The sequence below is a fragment of the Kosakonia sp. H7A genome (assembly GCF_003028445.1).
GTDB classification, from domain to species: Bacteria; Pseudomonadota; Gammaproteobacteria; order Enterobacterales; family Enterobacteriaceae; genus Kosakonia; species Kosakonia radicincitans.
In genome coordinates, this window is record NZ_PYTZ01000001.1 from 175600 (window position 1) to 191692 (window position 16093).

At 52.3% G+C, this 16093-nt stretch carries 14 protein-coding genes; 7 read left to right on the plus strand and 7 right to left on the minus strand.

The window, feature by feature from the left end:
- Positions 1-212 precede the first annotated feature (212 nt).
- Both CWM66_RS00790 and CWM66_RS00795 read left to right on the plus strand, forming a co-directional pair.
- Positions 213-1385 (plus strand): NAD(P)-dependent alcohol dehydrogenase, encoded by a 1173-nt coding sequence (locus tag CWM66_RS00790; protein WP_007375025.1) that lies wholly within the window; start codon positions 213-215, stop codon positions 1383-1385.
- 159 nt (positions 1386-1544) lie between these two features.
- A complete protein-coding gene (locus CWM66_RS00795) occupies positions 1545-2747 on the plus strand; it encodes an MFS transporter (RefSeq protein ID WP_082047490.1) in 1203 nt (400 codons plus the stop codon).
- 83 nt (positions 2748-2830) lie between these two features.
- Here the strand turns inward: CWM66_RS00795 and CWM66_RS00800 are convergent, their stop codons facing one another.
- The 3 genes from CWM66_RS00800 to CWM66_RS00810 are packed head-to-tail and all read right to left on the minus strand — an operon-like array spanning position 2831 to position 5558.
- Positions 2831-3826 (minus strand): DUF2891 domain-containing protein, encoded by a 996-nt coding sequence (locus CWM66_RS00800; RefSeq protein ID WP_107146134.1) that lies wholly within the window; start codon positions 3824-3826, stop codon positions 2831-2833.
- Between the two features lie 26 nt (positions 3827-3852).
- Positions 3853-4839, minus strand: coding sequence for a DUF979 domain-containing protein (locus CWM66_RS00805; protein WP_007375022.1), 987 nt, complete (start codon positions 4837-4839; stop codon positions 3853-3855).
- Positions 4836-5558, minus strand: a complete 723-nt coding sequence (locus CWM66_RS00810; RefSeq protein WP_007375021.1) for a DUF969 domain-containing protein — start codon at positions 5556-5558, stop codon at positions 4836-4838. Before CWM66_RS00810 ends, CWM66_RS00805 begins: the two co-directional genes overlap by 4 nt.
- Before the next feature lie 253 nt (positions 5559-5811).
- Here CWM66_RS00810 and CWM66_RS00815 point away from each other — a divergent pair, with 253 nt between their 5' ends.
- Positions 5812-6360, plus strand: coding sequence for a winged helix DNA-binding protein (locus CWM66_RS00815; protein ID WP_007375019.1), 549 nt, complete (start codon positions 5812-5814; stop codon positions 6358-6360).
- 35 nt (positions 6361-6395) lie between these two features.
- Here CWM66_RS00815 and CWM66_RS00820 read toward each other — a convergent pair whose 3' ends face one another.
- Together CWM66_RS00820 and CWM66_RS00825 are read right to left on the minus strand one after the other, a co-directional pair.
- Positions 6396-7352, minus strand: a complete 957-nt coding sequence (locus CWM66_RS00820; RefSeq protein WP_007375018.1) for a D-2-hydroxyacid dehydrogenase family protein — start codon at positions 7350-7352, stop codon at positions 6396-6398.
- 35 nt (positions 7353-7387) lie between these two features.
- Entirely contained in the window at positions 7388-8287 is a 900-nt protein-coding gene (locus tag CWM66_RS00825) for a LysR family transcriptional regulator (RefSeq protein ID WP_007375017.1), read from the minus strand.
- A gap of 190 nt (positions 8288-8477) precedes the next feature.
- Between CWM66_RS00825 and CWM66_RS00830 the strand changes: the two genes are divergently transcribed.
- The 3 genes from CWM66_RS00830 to CWM66_RS00840 all read left to right on the plus strand — a co-directional run bounded on the left by CWM66_RS00830 (position 8478) and on the right by CWM66_RS00840 (position 11071).
- Positions 8478-9455, plus strand: coding sequence for a nitronate monooxygenase family protein (locus tag CWM66_RS00830; RefSeq protein ID WP_035885733.1), 978 nt, complete (start codon positions 8478-8480; stop codon positions 9453-9455).
- A 155-nt stretch (positions 9456-9610) separates the two neighbouring features.
- On the plus strand, positions 9611-10645 hold the full coding sequence (locus tag CWM66_RS00835; RefSeq protein ID WP_035885734.1) for a HoxN/HupN/NixA family nickel/cobalt transporter: 1035 nt from the start codon (positions 9611-9613) through the stop codon (positions 10643-10645).
- A 24-nt stretch (positions 10646-10669) separates the two neighbouring features.
- Positions 10670-11071 (plus strand): cell envelope integrity TolA C-terminal domain-containing protein, encoded by a 402-nt coding sequence (locus CWM66_RS00840; protein WP_007375014.1) that lies wholly within the window; start codon positions 10670-10672, stop codon positions 11069-11071.
- Positions 11072-11124: 53 nt separating this feature from the next.
- Here the strand turns inward: CWM66_RS00840 and CWM66_RS00845 are convergent, their stop codons facing one another.
- Together CWM66_RS00845 and CWM66_RS00850 are read right to left on the minus strand one after the other, a co-directional pair.
- The gene (locus CWM66_RS00845; protein WP_071920780.1) at positions 11125-12588 is read right to left on the minus strand and encodes an aspartate aminotransferase family protein; all 1464 of its coding nucleotides are present in this window, start codon (positions 12586-12588) and stop codon (positions 11125-11127) included.
- Positions 12589-12601: 13 nt separating this feature from the next.
- Entirely contained in the window at positions 12602-13984 is a 1383-nt protein-coding gene (locus tag CWM66_RS00850; RefSeq protein ID WP_186298798.1) for a diaminobutyrate--2-oxoglutarate transaminase, read from the minus strand.
- 689 nt (positions 13985-14673) lie between these two features.
- Between CWM66_RS00850 and lysC the strand changes: the two genes are divergently transcribed.
- Positions 14674-16035: a lysine-sensitive aspartokinase 3 gene (gene lysC / locus CWM66_RS00855; RefSeq protein ID WP_107146135.1), complete on the plus strand. Its 1362-nt coding sequence runs from the start codon at positions 14674-14676 to the stop codon at positions 16033-16035.
- The last annotated feature ends 58 nt before the right edge of the window (positions 16036-16093 follow it).

Below are 16093 nucleotides of genomic sequence, written 5' to 3' on the forward strand. Positions count from 1 at the left end.
ATCGGACAAATAATTTGTCGTATTTGTGTATTTTATGCTACCGCAAGTATGTAAATTGCTCTTTAGTCAGATTATCCGAAGAAACCCACTAGCATCCTGCGGTAATTAAGAAAGGTTTCTCTGACTGACGTCAGTCCTTACCAGAATACATTCTGCTTCTCTTTCAGAAGCAGAAATCTAACCCGGTCAAACTTATGAGCAGGAGTATATTGATGGATGATAAAAAGAATCTCAGCCGTCGCGAGTTTGTTGTTCGTTCTGGTGCGGTAATTGGGGCAGGAGTATTGCTGAGCACTCCTCTTGGTTCACTTGCAGCAGACACAAATGGTTCGAGAGTAAGAACGCGCGGTTACGCGGCTTTTGACACCTCGGGGAAACTTGCACCCTGGTCCTTTGAACGCAGAGCCGTTGGCGACAACGATATTCTGATTGAGACAAAATATGCCAGCATTTGCCATTCTGATATTCATCAGATGAAAGGACACTGGGGTGTTCAAAAGTACCCTCAGGTTCCCGGACATGAAATTGTAGGCATTGTCGCTGCGGTTGGAAAGAATGTCACCCGGTTTAAAGTCGGTGATAGAGCAGGTGTTGGATGTATGGTTAATAGCACGCTGCCAAACTCACAGTTGATGAGCCTGGAGAATACAGAACAGTACAGCCCGGCTACTGTATTTACATATGGTTTCCCTGAAAGTGATTCCCCGACGGGAATTTCTCAGGGCGGATATTCCACAAACATCGTGGTACGGGATCATTTCGCTGTCCATATTCCGGATAACATCAGCTTTCAGGAAGCGGCACCGTTGCTGTGTGCAGGAATAACCACATACTCCCCGCTCATGAAGGCAGGTATTGTCAAAAACATGAAGGTAGGAGTGGCAGGAATTGGTGGTCTGGGCCACATGGCCATAAAACTTGCTGTTTCCAAAGGAGCCGAGGTATACGCTTTTACAACCACACCGTCAAAAGCCGACGACATTCTTTCATTCGGGGCCAAAGAAGTTATTGTGGTCGATAGCCCGGAAAAATTCAAAGCTTATCAGGGAACGCTGGATTATATGATATCCACGATCCCCTATCAGTATGATGTCGCGGCCTACGCATCAGTCGTGAAGCCATACGGGACATTCACTCAGGTCGGGATGCCTGAAGGTTTTCAGATTACACTTAATGCACTTGGGCTTGCTGCATCAAGGGTTAATTTCAACGCGTCAATGATAGGCGGCATGAAAGAAACTCAGGAAGTGGTTAATTACTGTTCACAAAACAAAATATTGCCCACAATTCAGATTATTAAAGCTGATCAAATTAATGAGGCGTGGGATAACGTCTTTAATAAGAAAGCGCGATATCGCTATGTTATAGATGCATCGACAATTTAATATTAAATATTATTCAGACTAAGAAGTCCCTTCCCTTTCAACGTAAATTAATTTTATTTTGGATGTAGATATTAACCCTCGTTCGTAATGAAAATAACCCTCTTTTTTTCGGGGCCTGTGCCCCATTTTTTTTGATGTTCTGCATTAAAGGTAGTCACAATGAAAACAAAACATTCAAAAATAAATCAACCAACTTTGAATGATGCTAATACCGTAAATGACTCTAACTGGAATGGCGTATTTGCTATTTCACTCTGCGTTTTTGCCCTGATTGCTTCAGAATTCATGCCCGTCAGCCTGTTAACTCCGCTTGCCAGAGATTTAGGGATCACTGAAGGCACTGCCGGCCAGGGAATGACGATTTCAGGGGTCTTTGCCGTCGTGACAAGTCTTACCGTACGCAGGCTCGCTGGAGGGCTGAACCGTAAGTTTCTTTTACTGGCATTAACCGCCCTGATGGGCATATCGGCCATGATCGTCGCTCTGGCGCCTAACTTTGCTGTCTATATGTTGGGCCGCGCGCTGATCGGTGTGGTGATTGGCGGCTTCTGGTCAATGTCTGTCGCCACAGCTGTAAGACTGGTACATATCAGCCACGTTCCGCGTGCGCTGGCCGTTTTCAATGGCGGAAATGCCCTGGCGACGGTAGTGGCCGCTCCACTTGGTAGCTATCTTACGGCTGTCATCAGCTGGCGAGGTGCATTTCTGTGCTTAGTGCCTGTAGCTATGGTCACGTTCGTCTGGCAATGGGTAAGCCTCCCCTCCATGGAAACTGGCAAGTCCCGTAATACTGGCTCAACCATTGCCTCGCTTTTACGGAAGAAAAATGTCGCAATGGGTATGTGCGCCGCCGGTATCTTTTTTATGGGGCAATTTACTCTTTTTACCTATATCAGACCCTTCCTGGAGAATGTCACTAAAGTTAATTCAGGCGCAGTAACGCTGATATTGTTAATGATTGGAATAGCAGGACTCATGGGAACGACGGCGATTGGGTTTGTGATCAAAAACCGCCTCTATCAGACACTCATTACAATACCGCTGGTTATGGCTTCAGTTGCAGTGATTCTTATCCCCATGGGTAACAACGTACTGGCAGTATGTGTTTTATTGGGGGTATGGGGTGTGCTGTCAACAGCTGCACCGGTAGGATGGTGGAGTTGGGTTGCTCATGCGACTGCATCTGATACTGAATCAGGTGGAGGTCTGATGGTTGCTACAGTCCAGTTTTCGATTGCGCTAGGTTCTACGTTGGGTGGGGTTTTGTTTGACCAGTTTGGTTTTCAGAGCACGTTCGGACTGAGCGCAGGGATACTCATCATCTCAGCAGTGTTGGCTCTGTGGGCATCGAAGCAAAAATAATGCGTTAAAACTTGAGATGCTGATGCAAACGTTTTTCAGCATCGGCTTGGGTGCAGCACTATCACGCTGCACCCACCTACCCTTTACTCCAGCGCCAGCAGCGCGAAACTGGCCAGCCAGTGGCCGCCGCTATAATGGCTTCCCACTACATGTTCTACGCTTGCCACAAGATGGCGTTTCACAGCATCGTTTAACGCTTTTTGCCCGGCATGATTTTCCGGTAACGCCTTCGCGATATGTTTCATGCACCAGGCGCGGCTGAGATTTAGCCCGTCAAGATGGGCAATTTTCGGATCGGTACGGTCGCTGACTTCCGCCGGATTCATCAGCGCCGAAACCGACGCCACATCCGGTAAGAACGCATCGAACCAGGCCGGGAAATTGGCGGTGACTTTACTCATTAACAACGCTTCGGTCAGCGCGCCCGAAATATACTCATCGCCGCCTGGCTCATAGTGCGCAGGATAATCGGTATCTGCCAGATAATAGCAGTTTGCAGCATCCAGAATGGCCTGCTCAAGCGGCCGATCCGCAAGCGCACGGGCGTAATCCAGCGCCAGTGCCAGCGCAAACGCCGTGTTGTAATGCGTGCCAACACGGATGGGATACGTCAACTTGCTGAGATAATCCACCAACCTGTCGCGAATATCCTGGGTTAAAGGCTCCAGTACCTGATGCCAGCCTTGCGCCTGCGGCAGTGATGAGTGCTTCAGTTCCTGAGCCAGCGCCAGCAGCCAGCCGTAGCCATAAGGGCGCTCAAACGAGGCGCGGAACGGCGCGTTAAAATAGGCCACTTCCTGCGCCACCTTCTCTTGTGTCAGGTGCTCATCAAAAAGCGCGGTGATCTCCGATTTGCACGCCAGATCCGGGTAAAGACGCACGCAGCGCAGCAACAGCCAGTAACCGTGTACCGCGGAGTGCCAGTCAAAGCAGCCGTAAAAGATGGGATGCAGTTCCCGTGGCGGCAAGACATCACCATCATCATTAAGCAAATGCATAATGTGATTCGGGTATTCCTGACGTAAATAGGTTAATGGCATGCGGGCAAAGGCTTCTGCCTGATGTTGAGTTAATTGCATAACTGCTCCTTAATTCGTTGCCGCGCTTAGCGAAACACGAGGAAATACATTAAGAACACGTTAACCACCAGCAGGGTTAACGCCGTCGGGATCTGAATCTTAATCACCTGGTATTTATCTTTCAGTTCCAGTAACGCGGCGGGAACGATATTAAAATTCGCCGCCATCGGCGTCATCAACGTGCCGCAATATCCCGCGTACATACCAATCGCCAGCAAGGGGGCCGGGTTTCCGTGATGCACATTAATCAGGAACGGCAAGGCGATACCGGCACTCAGCACAGGAAAAGCGGCGAAGGCATTACCCATAATCATGGTGAAGAGCGCCATGCCAATGCAGTAAATCACCACCAGCATGAAGCGGTTATCCGGATTCACAAACAGGCTCACCACCTTTTGCACCGATTGGCCCGTATCAGCCACCACAAATACGCCGCCCAGCATGGCGAGCATTTGCGGAAGGATCACCGCCCAGCCAATGGTATCCACCAGGCGCCGGGACTGGCGAATAGCATGCAGCGGCGTTCCGCGCGTCAGCCACCAGCCCGTCAGGATCGCGGCGACGCAGGCGACGCATAAAGCAGCCAGCGTGAGTTGTTTCTGGTCGAGCAGATAAACGCCGCCAACAGCAACCCCTTTCAGGAATAACGTCCCCACCACTGTCACTACCGGGATCATCAGCGCTGGCAAGAAAAGCCAGTTTTTCAGGCGATTCGAGGAGGCAATGCGTTCAGCCTCGGTAGACATTTTGTAATGCCCTTTTCCAACCAAGCCAAACCCTGCAAGCAGAGCGATGACAATAACGCCGCCGCCAATAATTCGGTAGGCCAGTGATTTACCCAGTTCCTGAACCATCAGATCGCCAAACAGAAAAATCCCGCCAAACAAAAACCAGAACAGCGCCGTCGTAAAGCGCTTAGGATTGCCGCGATCCCGTAATGTCATGATTACCAGCAGCATCACGACAAAACCAATCAGGTAATAAACGCGGTTAATGGTCATCAACGTCATCATTGAACGATCTCCTGCGCGCCCTGCTCTGCTTTCCATGCCATCACATCGCGACGGATGCTGGCATCCAGACGCAGCAAGCGCGTCATATGAATAATCAATGCCGAAAGCGCGGTGGGAATGGCCCATAAGCCGATATGCAGCGGTTCAATCCCTTCAATACCGTTCTCCTTCAGGAACGCATCGATCAGTAACACCGCGCCGAAGGCGATAAAGATATCTTCACCAAAGAAGACCGCAATGTTGTCGCACGCGGCGGCATGCGCTTTGATTTTGTCGCGGATATGTTGGGGTAATTCGCCGTATTCATTTAACGCGGCGCCTTCGGCCATTGGCGCCAGCAGTGGACGAACCGTTTGCGCATGCCCACCAAGCGACATCAAGCCCAGAGCCGCCGTTCCCTCACGCGCGACAAAATAGAGCATCAAAATCCGTGCCGATGTCGCGCTGGCAATCTTTGCCACCCAGGCCTGCGCTCGCTCTTTCAAACCGTAATACTCCAGCAGTCCGATAACCGGCAGGATCAAAATAAAGGTGGCCAGCGAGCGGCTATTGACGAACTTTTCGCCAAAGGTTTCCAGCAGCGTCCCGAAATCCATTCCGACTAACAATCCGGTAGTCAACCCTGCAACAACGACCACCAACAGCGGGTTGAAGCGCAGTGCAAAACCAATAACCACTATCGGTATGCCGATAAGTGGCAGCAGTGTAGAACCGTCCATAACGTTTACCCTATCTAAAGTGAGCGTTGCGCGCCGATGGCGATTTTTTTAATACTTCGTATTCAAACGAAGCGAAGTGCATTGCGGCGAGCGATGTTGTGTATTGCGACAGCCCTGCGGTGTTCACAGAACCGGTATGAAAAGCTATATCTGAACCGCAAAAACATGTAAACGATTTATCAATAAAATGTTCTTATTTTATCGCTTTCCGTTTACATTTTTGGCTAAGAGTCACACTCCAGTAAGGAACCTTATGAACTCAAAAAAGAGCGCCACATCAACGAATAGCGACGATATTGCGGATGGCCGTATCGTCTCTTCACGCCATCTGGTTTCCGAACGCTGCGCTGAATTATCGGAGCTGGAGTATGCATTGATCATGACCAGCAACGCCTTCAACAAATGGATGGTGCGCTGTATGACCGCAGCAGGTGAACCTGATATGGGGGCTTTTGATGTCTCACTTCTGCATCACGTGAATCATCGCAATCGCAAGAAAAAGCTGGCAGATATCTGTTTCGTCCTGAACGTAGAAGATACGCATGTGGTGACCTACGCCCTGAAAAAGCTGATCAAAGCAGGCTACGTGACGAGCGAAAAAGCCGGAAAGGAACTCTTTTTCTCCACGACCGATGAAGGAAAAGCGTTATGCATGAAATACCGCGATGTGCGTGAAGCCTGCCTGATCAGTATTCATGCGGAAAGCGGGATCCCGGGGCAATCCATTGGCGAAACGGCGCAGCTTTTGCGCACCATCTCATCCCTTTACGACACGGCCGCCCGCACCGCCGCGTCGCTGTGAAACATTGCCCGCCTCTCCCGCCGGAGAGGCCGTTTTCAGCGGTTTATCACCTGTGAGGTATCACCGGCAAAAAAACGCACCACGTTATCGAAGGCCGTTTTGAAATATAACTCATAGCTGGCTGTTTCCACGTAACCCAGATGCGGCGTACAGAGCACATTCGGCATTTCCAGGTAAGGGTTATGCGTATCGTATACAGGCTCTTGTTCGTAGACGTCCAGCGCGGCATATCCGGGGCGCCCCTGGCGCAGCGCGTGGTAAAGCGCGCCTTCGGCAACCAGTTCAGCACGGCTGGTATTGACGAATAACGCATCCGTTTTCATCAGTGCGAGGTCGGCGGAAGTGATATTGCCTTCCGTTTGCGCCACCAAACGTTGATGCACGGTGATCACATCGGAAGTTGCGAAAAACTGCTCGCGATTTTCCGGCACCTGCAACCCAGCGGCACGTGCCTCTTGCTGCGCACGCTCGCTTCCCCACACCTGAACCTGCATGTCAAATGCCTGCGCATAGCTGGCAATTCGCTTACCGATTTTGCCGTATCCAAGGATCCCTAAAACCTGTTTATTCACCGCCGATCCGATTTCCGTTTGCCAGCGCCCCTCTTTCATGGCATTCACCGAAGAAACGAATTTTCTTCTGGATGCCATAATCAAGAGCCACGTTAATTCAGCGGGTGCCACCGGAGAACCGACACCTTCGACAACAGCGACACCGGCCCGCGTGCAGGCGTCAATATCCACATTTCTTGCCAGCTTACCCGTTTGGCTAATTAACTTCAGATTCGGTGTGCGGCGCAAAAACGCCTCATCAACAACGGTTCTTTCCCGGATGAGGATTAATGCCTGGGCGTTGAATAACGCGCTCTCTGCCTGCGTCTCTTTGCTTAAATCGCCCAGCGCAGAACAATGGAATTTATCATTCTGCCGCAGAAAACTGAGCTGCTGCGTGGCAAGCTGATAGTCGTCCGGAATTAACACCTGAATAGCCATTCTGCCCTCTCAATGTTGAATGATGTACCAACCGCTCAGTGCAACACCTGCAGTAATAACCCCTCCAGCCACTGCGTAAATACGCGCACTTTCGGTGAGATATGGCGATGCGGATAGAGCATCGACAATTTTCGCGCGGGAACCGGATTTTGCGGCAAAACTTCGATCAGCCGTCCATCATCAATATGGGGACGTAAAAAGAAATCCATGCCCTGCAACAGCCCAACCCCGGCCAGACCTGCCGCCACGTACACTTCTGAATTATCCAGCACCAGCTTACCCGGAAGGTGAATTTCTTCTATTCCGGATGGCGTCTGAAATACCCACGGCATAATTTGCCGGTTGCTACTGTTAACCCAGTTCACGCCCTGATGATGCTGCAAATCCTCCAGCGTTTCCGGTATGCCATGTTCCGCCAGATAAACGGGGCTGGCGCAGGTGACCAGCCGGATATTACCCAGTTTCCGGGCAACATAATCCCCCTCCTCCAGCGCCCCCATGCGCAATACACAATCCAGACCATCACGCAGCATATCTTTACGGCGATCTGAACTGCTGAGAATAATTTCGATGCCGGGATAGCGACGATAAAAATCCGGCAGATTGGGCGCGACCAGCAAAGCGGCAATGGCAACCGGCATATCGACACGCAACGGCCCGCAGAGCGGGCGTCCCGCGGCAAACGATCCCAGCAAATCATCGGTTTGCTCCAGCAATGGCTTGCTGTTGCGATAAAACTCCTCGCCTTCTGGCGTCATATTGATGCGCCGCGTGGTCCGGTGCAACAGGCGCACGCCGCAGTGCTGTTCCAGTTGCTGTAAGGCTTTGGTCACAGCGGGACGGTGGATTTGCAGATTTTCCGCCGCCTGCGAGAAACTGCCCGTCTCCACGATCGCAATAAAGATCCGCATTAATTCGTAGACATTGATTTGCATAGCCCGCTTCTTTACCGGAAGGAATACCTCTTATTGTTACTTATTTCGTAATAGTGATGAAGCGTATTGACCATTTTTAATAATAAATACGCCGCTTAGAATGGCGCTATTCCGGAACACAATCCGTCAGGGTACTGATCAACAGCGGATTATACCGGCCTGTCGCTATCTTTTTTTAAGGAAACAGACGATGCAAAATCACAGTGTCAGCAATATTCTCGGTATCGAAAAAAGCGTTATTCAGGGGCCGCTTTCATGGCTGACCGATGCCCGCCTGGTAGCGGCGGTCAGTAATGCCGGTGGTCTGGGCGTGCTGGGGCCAAACGCCGGCCTGACTGCGGAAACCGCCGTCTCGACGCCGGAAGCGACAGCTGAAAAAATGCGCGAAGAGATTCGCAAAACCAAAATGCTCACCGAGAAACCCTTCGGCGTTAATCTGATCCCGGCGATTGAAAATGACATCTGGACGCCGCCCATGCTGCAGGTAATAAAAGAAGAAGGCGTGCAGGCCGTGGTGTATACCGGCTACGGCAAAGACGTGGTGATCCCTGCACTGTTTGATGAACTGAAAGAAGCAGGCATTAAAATCATCTACCGGGATATCAATCCCACGCCTGAAAACAGTCGCCAGGCTGAAGCGGCCGGTGCCGATATTATCGTCGCGACAGGGTTTGATGAAGGCGGAACACTGCCGGGTACCGCGCTAGGCACTTTTTCCATCGTGCCGCTGATTGTCGATGCGGTGAAAAACGTTCCCGTGCTGGCTGCGGGGGGTATTACCGATAACCGCACTGCCCGCGCCGCTCATGCCCTTGGCGCGCAAGGGGTGTTTGCCGGTTCAGTGTTTATCAGCACCCATGAGAGCCGCGTACCGCAATCGGTGAAGGACAAAATCGTCGCGGCAAACGGGCTGGATATGCTGCTGTTTCGCACCCTTCCTGACTACTACCGTTCGCTGCCCGGAAAGCTGGCGGAAAAACTGGTGCAAATGGACAAAGCCGGAGCCAGCCGGGAAGAGATCGCCGCCGCGATGGGCGGCGTGAGCAGCTTACGCGTCGGTATGCTGGAAGGTAACAGCGACGAAGGTTATATCGCGCTCGGTACCGGGATCGGCAGCATCCGCAGCGTGAAAAGTGTCGCTGAAGTGGTGAATGAATTAAGCGTCTGACGCTTTCCCGCCGCTAACGGCGGCGCTCCTTTCGCCTGTTCCGTCATCGCCGGAATGGGCGAACCGCTGCCGGATAGATCGATATCAACATCCCCGCCCGCGCGATGCTACAAAATGTCCTGGCCGCATAACGACGCAACCCTTTGAGGCCTTAAATGTTTTCCGCTTTACTTGTCAGGAATCCACGCGCTTGCCTGTTGATCCTTATGTTGCTGCTGATGAATATCGCAGCCTGGGGTTGGGCATTTTTCACCTTTGGCGACAGCGCCTCGCTGATGGCGGCAAGCCTGCTGGCATGGTGCTACGGCTTACGCCATGCGGTGGATGCCGACCATATCGCTGCCATCGATAATGTCACGCGTAAAATGATGCAGCACGGGAAAAGATCGTGCAGCATCGGTACCTGGTTCTCGCTGGGGCACTCCACGATTGTTATCCTCGCCACCATTGCCATTGCGGCAACCGCCACGGCGTTTCGCCATCACATGGCGTGGCTGCATGAAACTGGCGGAATGATTGGCACCAGCGTATCGGCTTTTTTTCTGATCATTATCGCGCTGGTGAATTTACTTATTCTCAGTAATGTCTGGCGCGCTTTCCGGCAATTCAAAAGCGGTGATAAATCGCTTCCCGACGAAACAATTTCATCCGGCGGCGTAATGAGCTGGATCTTTCACCGGACATTCCGCCTGGTGTCGCAAAGCTGGCATATGTACCTTGTCGGTTTTTTATTCGGCCTGGGGTTTGATACCGCCACTGAAATTGGCGTACTGGGCATTTCCACCGCCGGTGCGTCAAATGGCATGTCGGTGTGGTCTATTCTGGTATTTCCGGCACTCTTTACCAGCGGCATGGCGTTAATCGATACGCTGGATAATATCCTGATGGTCGAAGCCTATGGCTGGGCATTCAGCAAACCGCAACGCAAACTCTATTACAATATGACCATCACCGGCACATCGGTTATTGTCGCGTTATTTATCGGCGGCAGCGAAGCGCTGGGACTAATCGTGGATAAGCTTGATTTACATGGTAAATTCTGGGATATCATCGCCGTGATGAACGATAACCTGAGTAACGCCGGGTTTTTCGTGGTCGGATTGTTTATTCTCTGCTGGCTGCTTTCTGTGCTGAACTATCGGTGGAAAGGTTACGATGCGCTTTTTACGGATGAACAAACACCGCTGTAAACAGAAATAAAGGAAATAATAACAATGGAGAAGTTAATGATGCTGGCGCTGCTGGTCAGCGTTGCAACAGGATGCACGCCGCTTCACCCGACGGATTGCCTGAAAAAAAGTGCCTTAGAGTCCTGCGCTTATAATCGTTCCGGCAACGTTACCGATACGGATATTTATGGTCAACAAGCGGCCGGAATTAAAAATGCGCTGGATTCCGCCCTCGCCGATCGCCATGCATGGAAAGGCAAAACCTGTACTGTGCATCTCGATTTTAACTATGACGGTAAATTGCAAAATATGGTTATCAGAGGTGGCGATAAAGAGTATTGCGCAGCGCTGGAAGCGGCGGCGAAAAAAGCCGTCTTCCCGCCTTTCACCGATCAGAAAGTCTACGATGTGATGAGCTCCGCACGCTGGAATATGCAGGGCTACTAAAAAAGGATAAAAAAAAGCCGACAACATTGTCGGCTTTAATATTGCACTACATGTTAAGCGTTAAGCAGTTGCTCTCCGCAGGCTTTTACGCTTGCCAGCAGAACTTTAACATCCTGCAGACACACCGTCGGGTTCAGCAGCGTCAGCTTCAGGCAGGTAATGCCATCAGCTTCCGTTACCCCAACGTTCGCCGCCCCGGAGGCCAGCAACGCATCACCAATGCGCTGGTTCAGCAACGCAACGGCGGACATATCATCGTTTTGCGGGCGGAAGCGGAACAGCACACTGGCAAGCTGAGGTTGCATCACCAGTTCCAGCTGCGGCTCCTGCGCGACAAATTCCGCCACCTGCTGCGCCAGCGTTACGCCATTATCAATGATTTCGGCGTACTGCTTTTTACCCAGCGCTTCAAGACCCATCCACAGTTTCAGCGCATCGAAACGGCGGGTGGTTTGCAGTGATTTCGAGACCAGGTTCGGTACACCATGCTCTTCGTCAAAGTCCGAGTTCAGATAAGCCGCCTGGTAACGCATCAGTTGATAGTGACGCGGATCTTTCAGCAAGAACGCGCCGCAGCTGATGGTCTGGAAGAACTGCTTGTGGAAATCGAGCGTTACGGAATCCGCTAACTCAAGACCATCCAGGTAGTGACGGAATTTCTCAGACAGCAGCAACGCGCCACCCCAGGCCGCATCCACGTGCATCCAGGTCTGGTATTCCGCCGCCAGCGCAGCGATCTCTGCTAACGGATCGATAGCCCCGGCGTCGGTCGTACCCGCGGTTGCAACAATCGCCAGAACCTGTTCACCGTTCGCTTTCGCCTGCGCCAGCTTCGCCGCCAGATCGTTGAGATCCATGCGGGAGAACTCATCCGTCTTCACCAGCGTCACGGAGCGATAACCCAGCCCCATCAGCGCCATGTTTTTCTGCACGGAGAAGTGGGCATTTTCAGAGCATAATACTTTGATTTTGCTCAGATCGCCTGTTAAGCCATCCTGCTGAACAGAGTGGCCCTGGCGCGCAAAAAACGCATCGCGAGCCAGCATCAACCCCATCAGGTTGCTCTGGGTGCCGCCGCTGGTGAACACCCCGGCATCGCCCGGCTGGTAACCCACCTGGGTGCGCAGCCATTCAATCAGCTTGATCTCAATGATGGTGGCTGAAGGGCTTTGATCCCACGAATCCATGCTCTGGTTGGTGGCGTTGATCAGCACTTCCGCCGCCTGGCTGATCACCAGACTCGGGCAGTGCAGATGCGCAACACACTGCGGATGATGCACAGAAAGACTGTCTTTCAGGAAGTACTCAACGGCGCGCTCAATCGCGGCCTGGTTGCCCAGGCCCTGAGAGGTAAATTCTAAATTGATGCGCTCACGCAACTGCTCAACCGTTTTGCCCTGGTACATCTCAGGTTGTTTCAGCCACTGCACAACCGCTTTTGTGCTCTGCTCAATGGCGTCCTGATAGGCGGCAATACTTTGCGCAGAACCTGAAAGAATCGGATTTACATCAGACATTCAATTGCTCCGATTAAACAGGCTTAACGCCGGCTGCCAACAACGCGTTCTCAAACTTGTCGAGGAAGATTTCCAGCTCGTCATTGCTGATCAGCAGCGATGGCAGCAGACGCAGCACGCAACCGTTACGGCCGCCGCGCTCCAGAATCAGACCATTTTCGAAGCATTTTTTCTGCAGCAGCGCTGAAAGCTCGCCGTCTGCCGGGTAGCAACCCATGTGATCCTGCGCTTCGTTCGGCTTGACGATTTCAATACCAATCATCAGGCCCAGACCGCGCACGTGACCGATAACCGGGTAACGTTTTTGCAGCCCGGCCAGTTTGTCTTTCAGCCAGACGCCCTGCGCTGCCACTTTGTCGGCAATACGGTCGTCTTTCAGGATTTTCAGCGTCGTCAGACCGGTCGCCATCGCCAGCTGGTTGCCGCGGAACGTCCCGGTGTGGTGGCCCGGCGCCCATGCGTCGAACTGTTTTTTGATACCCAGTACGGCCAGCGGCAAACCGCCGCCAACAGCTTTAGACATCACAATGATATCCGGCTCAATACCGGCGTGTTCGAAGGCGAACAGTTTACCGGTACGGGCAAAGCCCGCCTGCACTTCGTCAATGATCAGGACAATGCCATGTTCCTGCGTTACTTTACGGATGCGCTGTAACCACTCGACCGGCGCCGGATTCACGCCGCCCTCGCCCTGCACGGCTTCGAGGATCACCGCAGCCGGTTTACGCACACCGCTTTCAACGTCGTTGATCAGGTTTTCGAAGTAGTAGGTCAACGCTTTCACGCCAGCTTCGCCGCCGATACCCAGCGGGCAGCGGTATTCGTTCGGGTAAGGCATGAACTGCACTTCCGGCATCATGCCGTTAACCGCTTCTTTCGGCGACAGGTTGCCAGTGACCGCCAGCGCGCCGTGGGTCATACCATGATAACCGCCGGAGAAGCTGATCACGCCGGAACGGCCGGTCACTTTTTTCGCCAGTTTCAGCGCGGCTTCAACCGCATCCGCACCGGAAGGACCGGTGAATTGCAGGCAATACTCTTTGCCCTGGCCCGGCAGCAGCGACAGCAGATAAGCAGAGAACTCATCTTTTAACGGCGTGGTCAGATCCAGTGTATGTAACGGTAAGCCGCTGGTAATGACACTTTGGATGCTTTGCAGAACTTCAGGATGGTTATGACCCAGAGCCATGGTTCCTGCACCTGCGAGGCAGTCAAGATATTGATTATTTTCGACATCGGTGATCCAGACGCCCTGCGCTTTTGCAATTGCCAGAGGCAATTTACGCGGATAGCTCCTTACATTGGATTCAAACTCGGCTTGTCGTGCCAGGAAGGTTTCATTGTTCTGAGGTAATGAATTTGCATTCAAAGTATCAATACGGACTTTATCCGTCATCATATCACTCCTACAACCAGCGCGATGTTTCACCCTGATTGAATAATGGTTTATGGGATTTGCTCAAAAAAAAACGCGGCTAATATATGTTTTTTTAACGCCGGACTCAATCTTTTATTTTCAAGGGCACTTATCGATAATTACCTTTAAAATCAATAAGAAAAATAACATCCGCGCAGAATTTGCGTTACTTCAATTGTAAGCAATTCTGTTACAAATACCAAAGCGGAGCGCCAACAAAGGATAAAAGGCCTGGAATTATCGCTTTGCGCGCTGGCTTTTTATCCTGCAAAGCGCGGTATCGCCATTAATAATGGCGAAAATTAACGGCTAACGCGTTATTTTTCAGTTCTGGTGCATAAAGCGTAAGGAAAATATCGATTCAGCCGGGCAAATCACTTAATATGCCCGCTTCAAATTTCCCTGTGCGGCGAAACATTGTACAAAACGCGGCGCAATGTAAACAGGAAGTCAACGATTTAAGCCATAAAGCGCATCACCCGATAACCCGTGACAGGCAATACCGGTTATCGACAACGGGAGCAAATCCTGGGTTGTCATCAGAAATGTTCGCGGGCGGACATTTCGTAAGGCAAATACCACCGGGCAGCCGGACTGGTTATTTCACCTTATGCCGAGAATGAAAATTTTCTTGCCATGAATTAATGGCGCCCTGATATGAGATTGTTATGACTCGCACTTTTCCACACATCGTCGTTGCCAAATTCGGCGGCACCAGTGTTGCTGACTTTGACGCGATGAGCCGTAGCGCCACCATCGTTCTTGCCGATAAAGATGTCCGTCTGGTTGTTCTGTCTGCGTCTGCGGGCGTGACCAATATTTTAGTCGAGCTTTCTGCCGGTCTGGAAAGCCGCGAACGCCTGGACAAAATCGAAACCCTGCGCACCATTCAGTACAACATTATCTCCCGCCTGAAACAGCAGGATGCTATTCGCCAGGAGATCGACCACCTTCTCGACAACATCAGTCGCCTGGCGGAAGAAGCCTGTACCGCCCACTCGGCCGCGCTCAGCGATGCGCTGGTCAGCCACGGCGAATTGATGTCCAGCCTGCTGTTTGTCGAAGTGCTGCACGAGCGCGATGTCGAGACCGAATGGTTTGATGCCCGCAAAGTTATTCGCACCACTGACTGCTTTGGTTGCGCAGAACCGGTGCTGGATGCAACGGCAGAACGCGTTGAAAGACGGCTGCGTCCGCGTATCGAGCAGGCATTAGTGGTCACGCAGGGGTTTATTGGCCGCGAGGCGAATGGTCAAACGACTACGCTGGGCCGCGGCGGCAGTGATTACACCGCCTCGCTGCTGGGTGAAGCGCTACACGCTGCGCGTGTGGATATCTGGACCGACGTCGCCGGGATCTACACGACCGATCCGCGTATCGTCTCCCAGGCGCAACGCATTGAGCAGCTCTCATTTTCCGAAGCCAGCGAAATGGCGACCTTTGGCGCAAAAGTGCTGCATCCGGCGACACTGCTGCCAGCAATGCGCAAAAATATCCCGGTCTTTGTCGGTTCAAGTAAACACCCTTCAGCCGGTGGCACGCTGGTCTGCCGCGAGGCCGAAAACCCGCCGCGCTATCGCGCGCTGGCCGTTCGCCGTCAGCAGACGCTGATGAAATTACACTGCGAGCAGGGGCAGCCCGCCTGCCACTTTTTAGCGGATACCTTCGCGCTGCTGGCACGCCACGATGTGGCGGTCGATTCCATCACCACCTCAGAAACCAGTATCGCGCTGATCCTGAACGCCACCAGTGCCACCTCCGGTGAATCGAACCTGCTGACCACCTCTCTGCTCACCGAGTTGTCGTCGCATTGCCGCGTGGAAGTGGAAACCGGCCTTGCCTTAGTCAGCCTGATCGGTAATTCGCTGTCGCAGGCTGAAGGCGTTTGCCATGAGGTGTTCGCCGGGCTGGAAAATCATCCCGTGCGGCTGATTTGCCACGGCGCGTCGTGCCACAGCCTCGGTTTCCTGCTGCCCGCAGAGGCCGCAGACGACGCGGTAAAAGCCTTACACCGCCGTCTGTTTGAATAACGGCGATTGACAAGCTCCGCGCTTAAGCCCGGCGTAGTGCTGGCAGACAACCCGCTCT

Bases quoted from the DNA above. Each gene is read 5' to 3' on its own strand.
- CWM66_RS00790 (WP_007375025.1), top strand. From the start codon at position 213: ATGGATGATAAAAAGAATCTCAGCCGTCGCGAGTTTGTTGTTCGTTCT.
- CWM66_RS00795 (WP_082047490.1), top strand. From the start codon at position 1,545: ATGAAAACAAAACATTCAAAAATAAATCAACCAACTTTGAATGATGCT.
- CWM66_RS00800 (WP_107146134.1), bottom strand. From the start codon at position 3,826: ATGCAATTAACTCAACATCAGGCAGAAGCCTTTGCCCGCATGCCATTA.
- CWM66_RS00805 (WP_007375022.1), bottom strand. From the start codon at position 4,839: ATGATGACGTTGATGACCATTAACCGCGTTTATTACCTGATTGGTTTT.
- CWM66_RS00810 (WP_007375021.1), bottom strand. From the start codon at position 5,558: ATGGACGGTTCTACACTGCTGCCACTTATCGGCATACCGATAGTGGTT.
- CWM66_RS00815 (WP_007375019.1), top strand. From the start codon at position 5,812: ATGAACTCAAAAAAGAGCGCCACATCAACGAATAGCGACGATATTGCG.
- CWM66_RS00820 (WP_007375018.1), bottom strand. From the start codon at position 7,352: ATGGCTATTCAGGTGTTAATTCCGGACGACTATCAGCTTGCCACGCAG.
- CWM66_RS00825 (WP_007375017.1), bottom strand. From the start codon at position 8,287: ATGCAAATCAATGTCTACGAATTAATGCGGATCTTTATTGCGATCGTG.
- CWM66_RS00830 (WP_035885733.1), top strand. From the start codon at position 8,478: ATGCAAAATCACAGTGTCAGCAATATTCTCGGTATCGAAAAAAGCGTT.
- CWM66_RS00835 (WP_035885734.1), top strand. From the start codon at position 9,611: ATGTTTTCCGCTTTACTTGTCAGGAATCCACGCGCTTGCCTGTTGATC.
- CWM66_RS00840 (WP_007375014.1), top strand. From the start codon at position 10,670: ATGGAGAAGTTAATGATGCTGGCGCTGCTGGTCAGCGTTGCAACAGGA.
- CWM66_RS00845 (WP_071920780.1), bottom strand. From the start codon at position 12,588: ATGTCTGATGTAAATCCGATTCTTTCAGGTTCTGCGCAAAGTATTGCC.
- CWM66_RS00850 (WP_186298798.1), bottom strand. From the start codon at position 13,984: ATGACGGATAAAGTCCGTATTGATACTTTGAATGCAAATTCATTACCT.
- lysC (WP_107146135.1), top strand. From the start codon at position 14,674: ATGACTCGCACTTTTCCACACATCGTCGTTGCCAAATTCGGCGGCACC.